This window comes from Rhizobium sp. 11_C7_N12_5 (assembly GCF_051811145.1).
Taxonomy (GTDB): Bacteria; Pseudomonadota; Alphaproteobacteria; order Rhizobiales; family Rhizobiaceae; genus Rhizobium; species Rhizobium lusitanum.
Map to the genome: position 1 here is coordinate 1,061,335 of NZ_JBPWPY010000001.1, position 18,399 is coordinate 1,079,733.

Genomic DNA, 18,399 nt, shown 5'->3' on the forward strand with positions numbered 1-18,399 from the left:
ACGGCACCGGACATCGATCGTTATAGACGACGATTTGTCGTCGCCTAATTGCTCTGCGCCCTTTCCCACCGGGAGAGGGCGCTTTGCATTGATGAGTGGCGTTACCCGATGAATGCTTCCATTCCTGCATCCGGCACTGGAATTCATGCCGGCGCGTGCCTATCTAAGCCATTGAACCGGCAAACGCTTTTATATCTTTCCGGATCGGCCGGCGAACCTTGGGCGGCGAATGAATATCGAGGGCTGCGGATCCCGCGCCATCGACCAGGCTTCGCCCGGAATAGGCCCTGCAATTAAGTCTTGCGCAAACGCGACGAAAGCCTTAAACGGCGGCACTAAACCGGTTCGCCGGGGTCACTCATTACGTTCATAGGAAGCATTCAAATGGCAAAGAGTAAGTTTGAGCGCAATAAGCCGCACGTTAACATTGGTACGATTGGGCACGTTGACCACGGCAAGACGTCTCTGACGGCAGCGATCACGAAGTACTTCGGCGAGTACAAGGCGTATGACCAGATCGACGCTGCCCCGGAAGAAAAGGCACGTGGCATCACGATCTCGACGGCTCACGTCGAATACGAGACGCCGGCCCGTCACTATGCGCACGTCGACTGCCCCGGCCACGCCGACTATGTGAAGAACATGATCACCGGTGCCGCTCAGATGGACGGCGCGATCCTGGTTTGCTCGGCTGCCGACGGCCCGATGCCGCAGACGCGCGAGCACATCCTGCTTGCTCGCCAGGTTGGCGTTCCGGCAATCGTCGTGTTCCTGAACAAGGTCGACCAGGTTGACGACGCCGAGCTTCTGGAGCTGGTCGAGCTCGAAGTTCGCGAACTACTGTCGTCCTACGACTTCCCGGGCGACGACATTCCGGTGGTCAAGGGTTCGGCTCTGGCAGCACTTGAAGATTCGGACAAGAAGATCGGCGAAGACGCGATCCGCGAGCTGATGGCGGCTGTTGACGCCTACATCCCGACGCCTGAGCGTCCGATCGACCAGCCGTTCCTGATGCCGATCGAAGACGTGTTCTCGATCTCTGGCCGTGGTACGGTTGTGACGGGCCGCGTCGAGCGCGGTATCGTCAAGGTTGGTGAAGAAGTCGAGATCGTCGGCATTCGTCCGACGTCGAAGACGACGGTGACCGGCGTTGAAATGTTCCGCAAGCTGCTCGATCAGGGCCAGGCCGGCGACAACATCGGCGCGCTGATCCGCGGTGTGAACCGTGACGGCGTCGAGCGTGGTCAGATTCTTTGCAAGCCGGGTTCTGTGAAGCCGCACAAGAAGTTCATGGCCGAAGCCTACATCCTGACGAAGGAAGAAGGCGGCCGTCATACGCCGTTCTTCACGAACTACCGTCCGCAGTTCTACTTCCGCACGACGGATGTCACCGGCATCGTGACGCTTCCGGAAGGCACGGAAATGGTCATGCCGGGCGACAACGTCACGGTTGCCGTTGAGCTGATCGTGCCGATCGCGATGGAAGAAAAGCTGCGCTTCGCCATCCGCGAAGGCGGCCGTACCGTCGGCGCAGGCATCGTCGCATCCATCGTCGAATAATCCTCGGATTATTCCTTTATAAGAAGGCCCCGCTGGAAACAGCGGGGCCTTTTGTATTGGGGGAAGTGCCATGGGATTGATCATTCTGACGGGCGCCTCGGGCTCGGGCAAGACGACGATCGCGCAGGCGATAGCGAGGGATCATGCGCTTGAGGTGACCGTCCATCATTTTGACAGCATCGGCGTCCCCGCACTTGACGTCATGATCCAAGATCATGGCTCGCCGGAGGCCTGGCAGCGCGCCAAAACCATGGAGTGGCTGGCACGTCTTGCCCCACATGTCCGGAGGGGTGAGGCGGCGCTGCTCGAGGGACAGATGCGGATGTCCTTCGTCATTGAAGCTATCGCGGCAGCAAAGATCAATGAATACAAACTGTTATTGGTCGATTGCGACGATGCGGCGAGAACGCATCGGTTGACGATGGAGCGCGGCCAGCCAGAGCTGGCCAATGCGGAGATGATGAACTGGGCAACCTATCTGCGCAATGAAGCCTTGGCGCAAGGCTGCGGGATTCTCGATACAAGTCGCCTTTCGATCGAGCAGAGTGCCGCGCGGGTTTTGCAGCATCTGCATAGGTAATGCAATTTGTCACCATTCGTTGATGAACGGCGCTTAAATCAGCTCCGCGATGGCGCGGCGGACGACGTCGGCGACGAAATCAGCTTTTCCTTCAGTATAATGATCCCAATCGCCGTTGGCCTCTTCCGCCAATCGCTGCTTCAATGCGGCATAGCTTGCCGCGATCTCCGGATGAGTGCGAAGATGATCGCGGAAAAGGATGCGCTCGTGATGGGCGCCATTGCCGGGCAGGCAAAGGTAGAGGCGCGTGCCGTAGGGCTTTTCGTCCATGGTGAAAGCCCATCTGTCGGCACCGTGCAGATCGCCGTGAAAGCGATAGCCGGCCTTCTTCAGGCGTTCGGTTGCATCGACCCTTGCATCTTCCGATGCAAGAACGGCATCGATATCAAGCTTGGGCTTGGCTCGCATTCCGGGGACGGCGGTGCTGCCGATATGATAGATTTGGGCAGGATGGCCGAGCAGGGTACTGATCGTCTCGCGGCGGTCCTCAAAGAGCGCGGGCCATGCCGGATCGTATTCGACGAGCGTGATCGGGCGCATTCGTTTTCCACCCCTTCAATGATCGCCTGACACATCAATTCCACCGCAAGCACGTCGGTCAAGTGATTCCAACCGCCGCACCTGCCTTGCGAAAAAGCCGAAAAGGTCTACCTATCGCTAGGATTTTATCCGGAGGAGATTTCATGAAGAAGCGCATTCTGTTTACTGGCGGCAGCGGCAAGGCCGGACGCCACACCGTGCCCTGGCTGGTCGAGGCCGGTTACGAAGTCCACAACATCGATCTCGTGCCGCTGAACAGCCCCGGCGTCACCAATCTGCAGGCCGATGTCACCGATTCGGGACAAGTCTATAACGTCCTGACCATGCATCGGGATTTCCCCGATCTCGATCAGGGCAGGGGCGTGCAGCCCTTCGATGCCGTCGTGCATTTCGCAGCCGTCCCGCGCATCTTGCTGAAGCCCGACAACGAGACGTTTCGCATCAACACGATGAGCACCTATAACGTCATCGAGGCGGCGGCGAAGCTCGGCGTGAAGAAGATCATCGTTGCCTCAAGCGAAACGACCTACGGCGTCTGCTTCGCCGAAGGCCATCGCGATTTCCATCAGTTCCCGCTGGAGGAGGACTATGACGTCAATCCGATGGATTCCTATGGCCTGTCCAAGGTTCTGAATGAAAAGACGGCGCGGGCCTTCGCCGAGCGCTTCGGCATCGACATCTATGCGCTGCGCATCGGCAACGTCATCGAGCCCCACGAATATGAGCGCTTCCCGGAATATTTCGCCGACAGCGGGATCCGCAAGCGTATCGCCTGGAGCTATATCGACGCCCGCGATCTCGGCCAGATCGTTCACCTCTGCATCGAAAAAAGCGGCCTCGGCTTCCAGGTATTCAACGCCGCCAACGACACGGTTTCAGCCAACACGCCCTCGCGCGAACTCGCCGCCAGGCACTATCCGAACGTGCCTTTCACCCGTGAGATCGGCGAATATGAAGGCTTGCTTTCCAACCGCAAGATCCGCGAAGTCCTCGGTTTCAAGGAAGAGCACGACTGGCGGCGATATGTGAAGGTCTGAAGCTGCGTGACCTCCGAATAGGACCGGGCGCTCTCGCGGTGCCCGGCAGAGGCGTCGACCAAGTACGAAGCCTCTCCATTTGTTACGCAGCATAACCAAAAATGCTTCCGCAAACACTCGACAAATATCCCCGTTTATTTAAGTAGGGTTGCGTATGCTGGGTATCTCCTGGAGATTGCAGCGGGTGGTACGGCATATTCGCGCCCCTGTTTCGAACGAACATCCCCCGGCTCTGGTGCTTTGGGGATGGAATCGCGGCAGTTTGCGTCGCTACGAAAAATGGTTTGCCGGCTGGCTCTCAAGGGGTCAGCCGTTTCGGAGGTGTCATGAAGGATAGTGTTGCACGTATTTTTGTCGGTTTCGATTCCAAGGAGGTCGTGGCCTATCACGTCCTCGCCCAGAGCATCATCGAGCGGTCCTCGATCCCGGTGGTATTCTCGCCGATCGTGCTCAACAATCTGAGCGGCATTTTCACGCGCGAGCGTAATGCGCTGCAGTCGACCGAGTTTTCCTTCTCGCGCTTCCTGGTGCCCTACCTCAGCGACTATGAGGGCTGGAGCATCTTCATGGATTGCGACATGCTGGCCCGCACCGATATCGCCGAACTCTGGGCGCTGCGCGACGATCGCTATGCGGCCATGTGCGTCAAGCACGATTACCAGCCGAAGATCGAAACCAAGTTCCTCGGCCAGACGCAGACCAAGTACGCGAAAAAGAACTGGTCGAGCATGATCCTGTTCAACAATGCCAAGTGCAAGGCATTGACGAAAGACTTCGTCAACACGGCCACCGGCCTTGAACTCCATCAGTTCAAGTGGCTGGAAAGCGACGACCAGATCGGCGAGGTGCCGGTGACCTGGAATTATCTCGTCAATGAATACGACTACCGCGAGGATGCCAAGCTGGTGCATTTCACCGACGGCGGCCCGTATTTCGACGAATACCGCAACGACGATTACGCCGAGGAATGGTTTGCCATGCGTGAGCGTATGCTGCACGTACAGCAGAAGTGAGCAAGTTGAGACAAGAGCCGACAGGGGCCGCGGATGCCGGCCTCCCGGCCGCGGGCTCCGCGGCTGGCCTGAGCAGCGCCGACGAATGGCGCCCCCTGCTGGCGGCCTATTCTCATATCGTGCTGGTCGCCAATAGCGACGCGGTCGACATGGGAAGCCTGCAGGCGCAGTTTCCGCCGACAGCGCTCTTCGTCTTCTTCAATAAGGTCTACAAGGTCCTGGACCGTCCTTTCCCCGGGCACTCGCTGCTGATCTCGCGCGGCCAGCCGCGCGGTGCGAATATCGTCTATCGGGGCGAGGTGGGCGAGGTCGTCAAATTCTTCCCGAAGGAATATTTCCTCGGCATCATGAACATCCGCCTCGGCCCGGAGGAGAAGCTCAATCCGGCCGCCGACTTTCAGGGCGCGCCGACAGGCCATCTCGATCTGGTCGGTTTCTGCTCCGATTTCTATACGGAAGGCAAGACCCCGACCAGCGGTTTCGCCATGGCGCTATGGCTCAGCGATTTGAAGCTACCCGGAGCCATCGTTCTTGCCGGTTTTTCGGCGAGGCGTAGCCAGAAGTGGAGGGTGGTCTCCGCCCATGACTGGACCTTCGAGCAAACCTTCCTGCGCCTCTTCGCGCGTCTCGGGAAGATCACCATTCATGGCGGCGTTTCCCTTAATCCCTATATCAGGCTGGCCGAACGTTTTTCCGAAATACCATCGGCTGAGATTTCGCTGGCCGCCGCGGAAGTGCTGTCCGAGCGATTGGGCAACGCGGATGCGGAAGTGGACAAGCTGATTTCGCTGACCAATGTGATTCGTTCGACGGATAATTTCCTGCGCCGTCTCAGGCCAAAATTTCTGAAGCGGAAGCCGAAGGGTTCGCCTGGGGAGTAGCGGCGCAGCGAGAGGCGCCTTTTCGGCGCCTTCCGCAATGGTTCTGCGCGGCGGCGCTATTGACCGTGCTGGGCTGCATGCCGCGAAGCTGCGGGCTCGATTGGGAAAAAGCGAAAAACGCTCTTGCCAATCGTTTCGTCCCGTCTTAAAGGGAGCGCCATGTCTTCGAACTGCTCAGGCGGTCCACCGCTTGATGTAAATACTCGAAGAATGAAGGGGTATAGCTCAGTTGGTAGAGCGGCGGTCTCCAAAACCGCAGGTCGTAGGTTCGAGCCCTGCTGCCCCTGCCACTTTCCTTTGATTTGATTGGCGCGGTTATTTCGCTGCTTTTCAAGTTGAGGGAGCATGCCGTTTTGACGGCAAATTTTCGAAAACACTGGATTGCCTCTTGTTAAATTGGGAATCGGTGTTTATGTAGGGTTCAACAGACACGCGGTGCGTGGGGCTGATATGTTCAGCTTTACGCGCCGTAATTGCGTGGGCAGTCAATGGCATCCAAAACGAATCCACTAGCGTTTCTGCAGCAAGTTCGCTCCGAGACGTCGAAAATCACTTGGCCATCACGCCGTGAGACGATGATCTCGACGGTGATGGTACTTGTCATGGTTGTTTTCGCCTCGTTGTTTTTCTTTGCTGCCGACCAGCTCATTGGCTGGATACTCAGCTATGTGCTGAATACCGGCAACTGATATCGGGTGGAGATGAACATGGCGGCACGTTGGTACATCGTTCACGCTTATTCTAATTTTGAAAAGAAAGTGGCTGAATCCATCGAGGAGAAAGCCAGGCAGAAGGGTCTCGGGCATCTGTTCGAACGGATCCTCGTGCCGACTGAAAAGGTCGTCGAAGTGCGTCGCGGTCGCAAGGTCGATAGCGAGCGTAAGTTTTTCCCGGGTTATGTGCTGGTTCGCGCCAACCTGACGGATGAAGCTTACCACCTGATCAAGAATACGCCGAAGGTCACTGGCTTCCTGGGCTCCGACAATAAACCCGTTCCGATTCCGGATTATGAAGCCGAGCGCATTCTCGGTCAGGTCCAGGAAGGCGTCGAGCGGCCGAAGGCTTCGGTATCCTTCGAGATCGGCGAGCAGGTCCGCGTTTCCGATGGTCCGTTCGCCTCGTTCAACGGCACGGTTCAGGATGTGGACGAAGAGCGTTCGCGCCTGAAGGTGGAGGTCTCGATCTTCGGCCGCGCTACGCCGGTCGAGCTGGAATACAGTCAGGTCGAGAAGGTTTGATCGTTTCCGTCCGGAAAGATCAGTTTGATTGCTGATCTTTCCAATGAGTTTGGATATAAGTAAATGCTTACTTATATCTCGCGGCGCAGCCGCAATCCGCGTGGAAGGGTGGGGCCTTAGCCAGGTCTTTAATCCGCACCACGCAACCGCAGCCGCCGGAGCGATCCGGCATCGTGGGCCGGGAGACCGGCCATTCAGAAAGGCAGAGAGAAATGGCTAAGAAAGTTGCAGGCCAGCTCAAGCTGCAGGTTAAGGCCGGCTCGGCGAATCCGTCGCCGCCGATCGGTCCTGCGCTTGGTCAGCGTGGCATTAACATCATGGAATTCTGCAAGGCGTTCAATGCCGCCACGCAGGAAATGGAAAAGGGTATGCCGATCCCGGTCGTCATCACCTACTACCAGGACAAGTCCTTTACCTTCATCATGAAGCAGCCGCCGGTCAGCTACTTCCTGAAGAAGGAAGCAAAGATCCAGTCCGGCTCGAAGACCCCGGGCAAGGGCGCCAAGGCTGGCACTTTGACCAAGGCTCAGGTGAAGTCTATCGCCGAAGCCAAGATGAAGGATCTGAACGCCGCCGATATCGAAGGCGCAATGGCCATGATCGAGGGCTCCGCCCGCGCCATGGGCCTGGAAGTGGTGGGTTGAGACCATGGTAGCAAAGCGTATTCAAAAGACTCGTGAAGGCGTTGATCCGACCAAGCTTTATGCTCTGGATCTGGCCATCAACATGGTCAAGGAACGTGCCGTCGCCAAGTTCGACGAAACCGTCGAAATCGCGATGAACCTCGGCGTTGACCCGCGTCACGCCGACCAGATGGTTCGCGGCGTCGTCAACCTGCCGAACGGCACGGGCCGCACGGTTCGCGTTGCCGTCTTCGCTCGTGGCGTCAAGGCTGATGAAGCCAAGGCTGCAGGCGCTGACATCGTTGGCGCGGAAGACCTGGTCGAAATCGTTCAGGGCGGCAAGATCGACTTCGATCGTTGCATCGCGACCCCGGACATGATGCCGCTCGTCGGCCGTCTCGGTAAGGTTCTCGGCCCGCGCGGCATGATGCCGAACCCGAAGGTCGGTACCGTCACGATGGACGTAAAGTCTGCCGTCGAAGCTTCCAAGGGCGGCGCTGTCGAGTTCCGCGTCGAGAAGGCTGGTATTGTCCATGCCGGCATCGGCAAGGCTTCCTTCGACGCCAAGGCTCTGGAAGAAAACATCCGCGCCTTCGCCGACGCCGTCATCAAGGCAAAGCCGGCTGGCGCCAAGGGCAACTACCTGAAGCGCGTAGCGATCTCCTCGACCATGGGTCCGGGTGTCAAGATCGAGCTGTCGACGGTTACGGCGCCGAGCGCCTGATGATTATGCCGGGCATCTTGCCCGGCACTCAAGAATTCCCGGCCTTTCGGGGCCGGGATTTCCGGAGAAATCCGGAATTCCTGTCCGAGATTGCAGGTGGTTATCCCTTAATCACTTAAGCCTGCATGAGACGGGTAAGACCCGAATTTTGAAGAAGCGTTGCTTCGATGAACTCGGTTCGAGCCTTGGATGCCTTGTGCCTTGGAGCCGTCAGGCTCGAGCGCGAGGGGACAGGATCCTCAAGCGTCGCTTGGGATCTACTTGATCCCATGAGGCAAAAGGCAACCCGGCAGGTCCGTTAACCCGGTCCTGTCAACTGGAGAAAAGCAGTGGAAAGAGCGGAAAAACGCGAATTCGTCACGGAACTGAACGAAGTCTTCAAGGCTTCGGGCTCAGTTGTCGTGGCCCACTATGCTGGTGCTACAGTCGCTCAGATGAACGATTTTCGTTCGAAGATGCGCGCTGCTGGCGGCACTATCAAAGTCGCGAAGAACCGCCTGGCCAAAATTGCTCTTCAGGGCACGGACGCGGAAGGGATTTCCGATCTCTTCACCGGTCAGACGCTGATCGCATACAGCACTGATCCGATTACCGCTCCGAAGGTCGTCGTGGATTTCGCCAAGGGCAACGATAAGATCGTTGTCTTGGGCGGCGCCATGGGAACAACAACGCTCAACCCCGAAGGTGTGAAGTCGCTCGCGACCCTGCCTTCGCTGGACGAGCTGCGCGCGAAGCTGCTGGGCATGATCCAGACTCCGGCTACCCGCATCGCAGGTGTTGTTGCAGCGCCGGCAAGTCAGCTTGCTCGCGTGTTCTCGGCCTACGCCAAGAAGGACGAAGCCGCGTAAGGCGGTTTTTCGCTGTTCATAATCAACCAGTTCGAACCGAACAAAAGGAACTACAAAAATGGCTGATCTCGCAAAGATCGTAGACGACCTCTCCTCGCTGACCGTTCTCGAAGCCGCAGAACTGTCCAAGCTTCTCGAAGAAAAGTGGGGCGTTTCCGCCGCTGCTCCGGTAGCTGTTGCTGCCGCTGGTGGTGCTGCCGCTGCTGCTGTCGTTGAAGAAGAAAAGACCGAATTCGACGCCATCCTCACGGATGTTGGCGCGAACAAGATCAACGTCATCAAGGAAGTCCGCGCTATCACCGGCCTCGGCCTCAAGGAAGCTAAGGACCTCGTCGAAGCTGCTCCGAAGGCTGTCAAGGAAGGCGTTTCCAAGGCTGAAGCCGCTGACATCAAGAAGAAGCTCGAAGACGCCGGCGCAAAGGTCGACGTCAAGTAAGCTTGAAACTGCTTTGGGAGGTGGCTTTTTGCCGCCTCCCATTTGCCGTTTTTCTGAACGAATTACCCAAAAGCCGCAGGCAAACCGGCTTTTGGGTAATGGGTTCTTCAAGAGGATGGTCTCAAATCGAACCGCGACGCAATCCGTGCCGAGCGGTTTTCGATTAGTTAGACGAGATTGGACTACTCATTGATTGATGGGATCGCCTGGCCAGCGGTTCCCATCCGTTGCAGGCCCGGGTGCAGGATTTTAAAGGAGCGACGATGGCTCAGACCCTTTCGTTCAATGGGCGCAGGCGCGTACGCAAGTTTTTTGGTAAGATTCCCGAAGTCGCAGAGATGCCGAACCTCATCGAGGTTCAGAAGGCGTCCTACGATCAGTTTCTGATGGTCGAAGAGCCGAAGGGCGGCCGCCCGGACGAAGGTCTTCAGGCCGTTTTCAGGTCGGTTTTCCCGATCACCGATTTCTCCGGCGCTTCGATGCTGGAGTTCGTATCGTATGAATTCGAACCGCCGAAGTTCGACGTCGACGAGTGCCGCCAGCGCGACCTGACCTATGCCGCGCCGCTGAAGGTCACTCTCCGTCTGATCGTGTTCGATATCGATGAGGATACGGGCGCGAAGTCCATCAAGGACATCAAGGAACAGAGCGTCTACATGGGCGACATGCCGCTCATGACGAACAACGGTACCTTCATCGTCAACGGTACCGAGCGCGTGATCGTATCGCAGATGCACCGTTCGCCGGGCGTCTTCTTCGATCACGACAAGGGCAAGAGCCATTCTTCCGGCAAGCTGCTCTTTGCCGCCCGCGTCATCCCGTATCGCGGTTCCTGGCTCGACATCGAATTCGACGCCAAGGACATCGTCTACGCCCGTATCGACCGCCGCCGCAAGATTCCGGTGACGTCGCTGCTGATGGCGCTCGGCATGGATGGCGAAGAAATCCTGTCGACCTTCTATACGAAGTCGCTCTACCAGCGCTCCGGCGATGGCTGGCGCATTCCCTTCAACGCGGAAACGCTGAAGGGCGCCAAGACCGTTACCGACATGATCGACGCCGACACCGGCGAAGTCGTGGTCGAAGGCGGCAAGAAGCTGACCCCGCGTCTGCTGCGTCAGCTGCAGGACAAGGGCCTCAAGGCCCTGAAGGCGACGGACGAAGAGCTGTACGGCCTGTTCCTGGCGGAGGATATCGTCAACCTTCGGACCGGTGAGATCTATCTCGAAGCCGGCGACGAAATCGACGAGAAGACCCTGCCGGTCATCCTGAAGGCTGGTTTCGAAGAAATTCCGGTTCTCGGCATCGACCATATCAATGTCGGCGCCTACATCCGCAACACGCTGTCTGCCGACAAGAACGAGAACCGTCAGGACGCTCTGTTCGACATCTATCGCGTCATGCGCCCGGGTGAGCCGCCGACCATGGAGTCGGCCGAAGCCATGTTCAACTCGCTGTTCTTCGATGCGGAGCGTTACGATCTCTCCGCCGTCGGCCGCGTCAAGATGAACATGCGCCTCGACCTCGACGTTGCCGACACCGTTCGCGTCCTGCGCAAGGACGACATCCTGGCCGTGGTCAAGATGCTGGTCGAATTGCGCGACGGCAAGGGCGAAATCGACGACATCGACAACCTCGGCAACCGCCGCGTCCGTTCGGTCGGCGAGCTGATGGAGAACCAGTACCGTCTCGGCCTGCTGCGCATGGAGCGTGCGATCAAGGAACGTATGTCCTCGATCGAAATCGACACGGTCATGCCGCAGGATCTGATCAACGCGAAGCCGGCGGCTGCAGCCGTTCGCGAATTCTTCGGTTCCTCGCAGCTGTCGCAGTTCATGGACCAGGTGAACCCGCTTTCGGAAATCACCCACAAGCGCCGTCTTTCGGCTCTCGGCCCGGGCGGTCTGACCCGCGAGCGCGCCGGCTTCGAAGTCCGCGACGTGCACCCGACGCACTACGGTCGTATTTGCCCGATCGAAACGCCGGAAGGTCCGAACATCGGCCTCATCAATTCGCTGGCGACCTTCGCCCGCGTCAACAAGTACGGCTTCATCGAAAGCCCTTATCGCCGCATCATCGACGGTAAGGTGACCAACGACGTGCTCTACCTCTCCGCCATGGAAGAGGCGAAGTACTACGTTGCCCAGGCCAACGCAGAGCTCGACGCTGAAGGTTCCTTCATCGAAGAATTCGTCGTTTGCCGTCATGCCGGCGAAGTCATGCTCGCTCCGCGCGACAACATCAACCTGATGGACGTCTCGCCGAAGCAGCTGGTTTCGGTCGCAGCCGCGCTGATCCCGTTCCTGGAAAACGACGACGCCAACCGTGCTCTCATGGGCTCGAACATGCAGCGTCAGGCCGTGCCGCTCTTGCGCGCCGAAGCTCCGTTCGTCGGCACCGGCATGGAGCCGGTCGTCGCGCGTGACTCGGGTGCTGCTATCGGCGCTCGCCGCGGCGGTGTGGTCGACCAGGTCGACGCGACGCGTATCGTTATCCGCGCCACGGAAGATCTCGATCCGTCGAAGTCCGGCGTCGATATCTATCGCCTGATGAAGTTCCAGCGTTCGAACCAGAACACCTGCGTCAACCAGCGCCCGCTGGTCACCGTCGGCGACGTGGTCAACAAGGGCGACATCCTGGCGGATGGTCCCTCGACCGACCTCGGCGATCTGGCGCTCGGCCGGAACGTGCTCGTCGCGTTCATGCCGTGGAACGGCTACAACTACGAAGACTCGATCCTGCTCTCCGAGCGTATCGTTGCCGATGACGTGTTCACCTCCATCCACATCGAGGAATTCGAAGTGATGGCGCGCGACACCAAGCTCGGTCCGGAAGAAATCACCCGCGACATTCCGAACGTTTCGGAAGAAGCGCTGAAGAACCTGGACGAAGCCGGCATCGTTTACATCGGCGCCGAAGTCCAGCCGGGCGATATCCTCGTCGGCAAGATCACGCCGAAGGGCGAAAGCCCGATGACGCCGGAAGAAAAGCTTCTGCGCGCCATCTTCGGTGAAAAGGCATCCGACGTTCGCGACACTTCCATGCGCATGCCGCCCGGCACCTACGGTACGGTCGTCGAAGTTCGCGTCTTCAACCGCCACGGCGTTGAGAAGGACGAACGCGCCATGGCGATCGAGCGCGAAGAGATCGAGCGTCTCGCGAAGGACCGCGACGACGAGCAGGCGATCCTTGACCGCAACGTCTACGGCCGCCTGGTCGAAATGCTGCGTGGTCAGGTTGCTCTTGCCGGTCCGAAGGGCTTCAAGAAGGGCACGGAACTGTCGAACGCCGTCGTTTCGGAGTATCCGCGTTCGCAGTGGTGGATGTTCGCCGTCGAGGACGAGAAGGTCCAGGGCGAACTCGAAGCCCTGCGTGGCCAGTACGACGAATCCAAGTCGCGCCTCGAACAGCGCTTCATGGACAAGGTCGAGAAGGTCCAGCGCGGCGATGAAATGCCTCCGGGCGTCATGAAGATGGTCAAGGTCTTCGTCGCTGTGAAGCGCAAGATCCAGCCGGGCGACAAGATGGCCGGTCGTCACGGCAACAAGGGCGTCGTATCGCGTATCGTGCCGGTCGAAGACATGCCGTTCCTCGAAGACGGCACGCATGTCGACATCGTGCTGAACCCGCTCGGCGTTCCCTCGCGCATGAACGTTGGTCAGATCCTCGAGACGCACCTCGGCTGGGCTTGCGCCGGCATGGGTCGTCAGATCGGCGAGCTGATCGAAGCTTACAAGGCGAGCGGCAACATCGAACCTCTGCGCAAGACGATCGACATGGTCGTCGGCGACGGTCCGAAGAGCGACGACGTTCACGAGTATGACGATGCATCGGTTCTGCGTCTGGCCGACCAGTGGAAGCGTGGCGTGTCCATCGCGACCCCGGTCTTCGACGGCGCCGGCGAAGCCGATGTCAACGAGATGCTGGTCATGGCAGGTCTCAAGCAGACCGGCCAGTCGACGCTGTACGACGGTCGTACCGGCGAGCAGTTCGACCGTCAGGTCACGGTTGGCTACATCTACATGCTGAAGCTGAACCACCTTGTCGACGACAAGATCCACGCCCGTTCGATCGGTCCTTACTCGCTCGTCACCCAGCAGCCGTTGGGCGGTAAGGCGCAGTTCGGCGGTCAGCGCTTCGGCGAAATGGAAGTCTGGGCGCTCGAAGCTTACGGTGCAGCCTACACGCTGCAGGAAATGCTCACGGTCAAGTCGGACGACGTGGCCGGCCGCACCAAGGTCTACGAAGCCATTGTCCGTGGCGACGATACCTTCGAGGCGGGCATTCCGGAAAGCTTCAACGTTCTCGTCAAGGAAATGCGTTCGCTGGGTCTCAGCGTCGAGTTGGAAAATTCCAAGATCGACGATCTGCAGACGGCGAACCAGCTTCCGGATGCGGCCGAGTAACAGTCGATAGGGTGCGCGCTGTCCGTCAGCGCGCACCGTTCCAGCCGGCACCCTATTTCGGGTAGCGCCAGGCGGGGACGGTTTCGCCGCATTTTGCGGTTATTGTCGTTTTAACGCGTCAGTCCGGTTCCCGGGAATTTGCCGGCACTGATTGCAGTTCGAGGGCGCTTCGCCCCAAAAGGAGACAGGCATGAACCAAGAGGTCATGAATCTTTTCAATCCGCAGGTGCCTGCACAGAATTTCGATTCCATCCGGATTTCGATCGCATCGCCGGAGAAGATTCTTTCCTGGTCTTATGGCGAGATCAAGAAGCCGGAAACGATCAACTATCGTACGTTCAAGCCGGAACGCGATGGTCTTTTCTGCGCACGAATCTTCGGGCCGATCAAGGATTACGAGTGCCTGTGCGGCAAGTACAAGCGCATGAAGTACAAGGGCATCATCTGCGAAAAGTGCGGCGTCGAAGTCACGCTGTCGCGCGTTCGCCGTGAGCGCATGGGTCATATCGAGCTCGCCGCTCCCGTTGCCCATATCTGGTTCCTGAAGTCGCTGCCGAGCCGCATTTCCACGCTGCTCGACATGACGCTGAAGGATGTCGAGCGCGTCCTCTACTTCGAAAACTACATCGTCACCGAGCCGGGCCTCACCGCCCTTAAGGAGCATCAGCTTCTCTCGGAAGAAGAGTACATGCTCGCCATCGACGAATATGGCGAAGACCAGTTCACCGCCATGATCGGTGCTGAAGCGATCTACGAGATGCTGGCCAGCATGAACCTCGAAAAGATCGCGGGCGACCTGCGTGCCGAGCTTGCCGACACCACGTCGGATCTCAAGCAGAAGAAGCTGATGAAGCGCCTGAAGATCGTCGAGAACTTCATGGAGTCAGGCAATCGTCCGGAATGGATGATCATGAAGGTCGTTCCGGTCATCCCGCCGGACCTGCGCCCGCTGGTTCCGCTGGATGGCGGCCGTTTCGCGACCTCGGATCTGAACGATCTGTATCGCCGCGTCATCAACCGTAACAACCGTCTGAAGCGCCTCATCGAACTGCGCGCTCCGGGCATCATCATCCGCAACGAAAAGCGCATGCTGCAGGAATCTGTCGATGCGCTGTTCGACAACGGCCGTCGCGGCCGCGTCATTACCGGCGCCAACAAGCGTCCGCTGAAGTCGCTGTCCGACATGCTCAAGGGCAAGCAGGGCCGCTTCCGCCAGAACCTGCTCGGCAAGCGCGTCGACTATTCCGGCCGTTCGGTCATCGTAACCGGTCCGGAATTGAAGCTGCACCAGTGCGGCCTGCCGAAGAAGATGGCGCTCGAGCTGTTCAAGCCGTTCATCTACGCCCGCCTCGACGCGAAGGGTTATTCCTCGACCGTCAAGCAGGCCAAGAAGCTGGTCGAAAAGGAAAAGCCGGAAGTTTGGGATATCCTCGACGAGGTCATCCGCGAGCATCCGGTTCTCTTGAACCGTGCGCCGACGCTGCACCGCCTGGGCATCCAGGCCTTCGAACCCATGCTGGTCGAAGGCAAGGCTATCCAGCTGCACCCGCTCGTCTGCACGGCCTTCAACGCCGACTTCGACGGCGACCAGATGGCCGTTCACGTGCCGCTGTCGCTCGAAGCCCAGCTTGAAGCCCGCGTGCTGATGATGTCGACCAACAACATCCTGCATCCGGCAAACGGCGCGCCGATCATCGTTCCCTCGCAGGACATGGTTCTCGGCCTGTACTACCTGTCGATCCTGAACCAGAACGAGCCGGGCGAAGGCATGGCCTTCTCCGACCTCGGCGAGCTGCACCATGCTCTCGAAAACAAGGTTGTGACGCTGCATTCGAAGATCCGCGGCCGCTTCAAGTCGGTCGACGAAGAGGGTAAGCCCTATTCGAAGATCTACGAAACGACGCCCGGCCGCCTGCTGATCGGCGAGTTGCTGCCGAAGCATGGCAAGGTGACCTTCGACATCTGCAACCAGGAAATGACCAAGAAGAACATCTCCAAGATGATCGACACGGTCTACCGCCATTGCGGCCAGAAGGACACGGTCATTTTCTGCGACCGTATCATGCAGCTCGGTTTCTCCCATGCCTGCCGCGCCGGCATTTCGTTCGGCAAGGACGACATGGTCATTCCGGATACCAAGGTTAAGATCGTCGGTGACACCGAAGCCCTGGTGAAGGAATACGAGCAGCAGTACAATGACGGCCTGATCACCCAGGGCGAAAAGTACAACAAGGTTGTCGACGCCTGGGGCAAGGCCACGGAAAAGGTCGCCGAAGAAATGATGGCCCGCATTAAGGCCGTCGAATTCGACCCGGCGACCGGTCGTCAGAAGCCGATGAACTCGATCTACATGATGAGCCACTCGGGCGCCCGCGGTTCTCCGAACCAGATGCGTCAGTTGGGCGGCATGCGCGGCCTCATGGCCAAGCCGTCGGGCGAAATCATCGAGACGCCGATCATCTCGAACTTCAAGGAAGGCCTGACCGTGAACGAGTACTTCAACTCGACGCACGGTGCCCGTAAGGGTCTTGCTGACACCGCCTTGAAGACCGCGAACTCGGGTTACCTGACCCGCCGTCTCGTCGACGTCGCTCAGGATTGCATTGTCACCCACGTCGATTGCGGTACCGACAAGGGCCTCACCATGACCGCCATCGTCGATGCCGGTCAGGTCGTCGCTTCGATCGGCGCCCGCATCCTCGGCCGCACGGCGCTGGACGATATCGATCATCCGGTCACGGGTGAGCGCATCGTCGATGCCGGCAGGATGATCCTTGAGCCGGATGTCATCGAGATCGAGAAGGCTGGTATCCAGTCGATCCGCATCCGTTCGGCGCTGACCTGCGAAATCCAGACGGGCGTCTGCTCGGTCTGCTACGGCCGCGACCTGGCTCGCGGCACGCCTGTCAATCTCGGTGAAGCTGTCGGCGTCATCGCCGCGCAGTCGATCGGTGAACCGGGCACGCAGCTGACCATGCGTACGTTCCACTTGGGCGGCACGGCCACCGTGGTCGACCAGTCGTTCCTGGAAGCCTCCTACGAGGGCACGGTTCAGATCAAGAACCGCAACATGCTGCGCAACTCCGATGGCAACCTGGTTGCCATGGGCCGCAACATGACGGTCCAGATCCTGGACGAGCGCGGTGTCGAGCGTTCCTCGCAGCGCGTCGCTTACGGCTCGAAGCTCCATGTCGACGATGGCGACAAGGTGAAGCGCGGCCAGCGTCTGGCGGAGTGGGATCCCTATACCCGCCCGATGATGACGGAAGTGGCCGGTACGGTTCACTTCGAAGACGTCATCGACGGTCTTTCGGTTCTCGAAGCAACCGACGAGTCCACAGGCATCACCAAGCGTCAGGTCTTCGACTGGCGTTCGACGCCGCGTGGCTCGGATCTGAAGCCGGCGATCGTCATCAAGGACGCCAGCGGCAATGTTGCCAAGCTGTCGCGCGGCGGTGACGCCCGCTTCCTGCTCTCGGTCGACGCGATCCTGTCGGTCGAGCCGGGCCAGAAGGTGTCGCAGGGTGACGTCCTCGCCCGTTCGCCGCTGGAAAGCGCCAAGACCAAGGACATCACGGGCGGTCTGCCGCGTGTTGCCGAACTGTTCGAGGCTCGTCGTCCGAAGGACCATGCCATCATCGCAGAGATCGATGGTACGATCCGTCTCGGCCGCGATTACAAGAACAAGCGCCGCGTCATCATCGAGCCGGCGGAAGACGGTGTCGAGCCGGTCGAGTACCTGATCCCGAAGGGCAAGCCCTTCCATCTTCAGGATGGCGACTATATCGAAAAGGGTGACTACATCCTCGACGGTAACCCGGCTCCGCACGACATCCTGGCGATCAAGGGCGTGGAGGCTTTGGCTTCCTATCTCGTCAACGAAATCCAGGAAGTCTACCGCTTGCAGGGCGTTGTCATCAACGACAAGCACATCGAAGTGATTGTCCGTCAGATGCTGCAGAAGGTGGAAATCACCGATGCGGGCGACAGCCAGTATATCGTCGGCGACAACGTCGATCGTATCGAGCTGGAGGACGCCAACGACCGCCTGATCGAGGTAGGCAAGAAGCCCGCTTACGGCGATCCGGTTCTGCTCGGCATCACCAAGGCGTCGCTGCAAACGCCGTCCTTCATCTCTGCCGCTTCCTTCCAGGAAACGACGAAGGTACTGACGGAAGCTGCGATCGCCGGCAAGACCGACGGCCTGCAGGGTCTGAAGGAAAACGTCATCGTCGGCCGTCTCATCCCGGCCGGTACCGGCGGCACCATGACCCAGATCCGCCGCATCGCCACGGCTCGCGACGAGCTCATTCTGGAAGAGCGTCGCAAGGGCACGGACGCTGGCGTCGCCACGCCCATGCTTCAGGACATGGCTGGCGAGAAGGCTCCTGCTGCCGAATAAGGGCGGCAAGCCTGCTGGAAATCAAAAGCCGCCCGGAGTGATCCGGGCGGCTTCTCTTTTATTCGGTGATGGAGCGAAAGCGGGGCAGGGCGGTTGCCTGGCCTCCGGAGG

General features: G+C 59.1%; 14 protein-coding genes and 1 tRNA gene. 14 read left to right on the top strand and 1 reads right to left on the bottom strand.

The features are described from left to right. Positions 1-384 precede the first annotated feature (384 nt). Positions 385-1,560, top strand: a complete 1,176-nt coding sequence (tuf, locus tag AB8B29_RS05155) for an elongation factor Tu (protein ID WP_034507401.1) — start codon at positions 385-387, stop codon at positions 1,558-1,560. A gap of 70 nt (positions 1,561-1,630) precedes the next feature. After that, complete coding sequence (locus AB8B29_RS05160; RefSeq protein ID WP_047640969.1) at positions 1,631-2,140, top strand: AAA family ATPase; 510 nt, start codon at positions 1,631-1,633, stop codon at positions 2,138-2,140. Positions 2,141-2,173: 33 nt separating this feature from the next. Here the strand turns inward: AB8B29_RS05160 and AB8B29_RS05165 are convergent, their stop codons facing one another. Then, a complete protein-coding gene (locus tag AB8B29_RS05165; RefSeq protein ID WP_037201291.1) occupies positions 2,174-2,680 on the bottom strand; it encodes a GrpB family protein in 507 nt (168 codons plus the stop codon). Positions 2,681-2,823: 143 nt separating this feature from the next. Between AB8B29_RS05165 and AB8B29_RS05170 the strand changes: the two genes are divergently transcribed. From AB8B29_RS05170 to rpoC, 12 genes are all read left to right on the top strand, one after another. Next, a complete protein-coding gene (locus tag AB8B29_RS05170; RefSeq protein WP_037201290.1) occupies positions 2,824-3,717 on the top strand; it encodes an NAD-dependent epimerase/dehydratase family protein in 894 nt (297 codons plus the stop codon). A gap of 326 nt (positions 3,718-4,043) precedes the next feature. Further along, on the top strand, positions 4,044-4,730 hold the full coding sequence (locus tag AB8B29_RS05175; protein WP_037201288.1) for a glycosyl transferase: 687 nt from the start codon (positions 4,044-4,046) through the stop codon (positions 4,728-4,730). Positions 4,731-4,735: 5 nt separating this feature from the next. After that, positions 4,736-5,611 carry a 3-deoxy-manno-octulosonate cytidylyltransferase gene (locus tag AB8B29_RS05180; protein WP_081938879.1) on the top strand — a complete coding sequence of 292 codons (876 nt, stop codon included), beginning with the start codon at positions 4,736-4,738 and terminating at the stop codon, positions 5,609-5,611. Between the two features lie 214 nt (positions 5,612-5,825). Beyond that, positions 5,826-5,901 (top strand) — tRNA-Trp (locus tag AB8B29_RS05185). 198 nt (positions 5,902-6,099) lie between these two features. Then, positions 6,100-6,300 (top strand): preprotein translocase subunit SecE, encoded by a 201-nt coding sequence (gene secE, locus AB8B29_RS05190; protein WP_034513461.1) that lies wholly within the window; start codon positions 6,100-6,102, stop codon positions 6,298-6,300. 18 nt (positions 6,301-6,318) lie between these two features. Next, positions 6,319-6,849 carry a transcription termination/antitermination protein NusG gene (nusG, locus tag AB8B29_RS05195; protein WP_034513460.1) on the top strand — a complete coding sequence of 177 codons (531 nt, stop codon included), beginning with the start codon at positions 6,319-6,321 and terminating at the stop codon, positions 6,847-6,849. 212 nt (positions 6,850-7,061) lie between these two features. Beyond that, positions 7,062-7,493, top strand: coding sequence for a 50S ribosomal protein L11 (gene rplK / locus AB8B29_RS05200; RefSeq protein ID WP_037201287.1), 432 nt, complete (start codon positions 7,062-7,064; stop codon positions 7,491-7,493). 4 nt (positions 7,494-7,497) lie between these two features. After that, positions 7,498-8,196, top strand: a complete 699-nt coding sequence (rplA, locus tag AB8B29_RS05205) for a 50S ribosomal protein L1 (protein ID WP_037201285.1) — start codon at positions 7,498-7,500, stop codon at positions 8,194-8,196. 329 nt (positions 8,197-8,525) lie between these two features. Next, on the top strand, positions 8,526-9,044 hold the full coding sequence (rplJ, locus tag AB8B29_RS05210) for a 50S ribosomal protein L10 (protein WP_034513455.1): 519 nt from the start codon (positions 8,526-8,528) through the stop codon (positions 9,042-9,044). 58 nt (positions 9,045-9,102) lie between these two features. Next, positions 9,103-9,480 carry a 50S ribosomal protein L7/L12 gene (gene rplL / locus AB8B29_RS05215; RefSeq protein WP_034486692.1) on the top strand — a complete coding sequence of 126 codons (378 nt, stop codon included), beginning with the start codon at positions 9,103-9,105 and terminating at the stop codon, positions 9,478-9,480. A 263-nt stretch (positions 9,481-9,743) separates the two neighbouring features. Then, on the top strand, positions 9,744-13,886 hold the full coding sequence (gene rpoB / locus AB8B29_RS05220) for a DNA-directed RNA polymerase subunit beta (RefSeq protein WP_037201284.1): 4,143 nt from the start codon (positions 9,744-9,746) through the stop codon (positions 13,884-13,886). A gap of 190 nt (positions 13,887-14,076) precedes the next feature. Beyond that, positions 14,077-18,288: a DNA-directed RNA polymerase subunit beta' gene (gene rpoC, locus AB8B29_RS05225; protein ID WP_037201282.1), complete on the top strand. Its 4,212-nt coding sequence runs from the start codon at positions 14,077-14,079 to the stop codon at positions 18,286-18,288. Positions 18,289-18,399 lie beyond the last annotated feature (111 nt).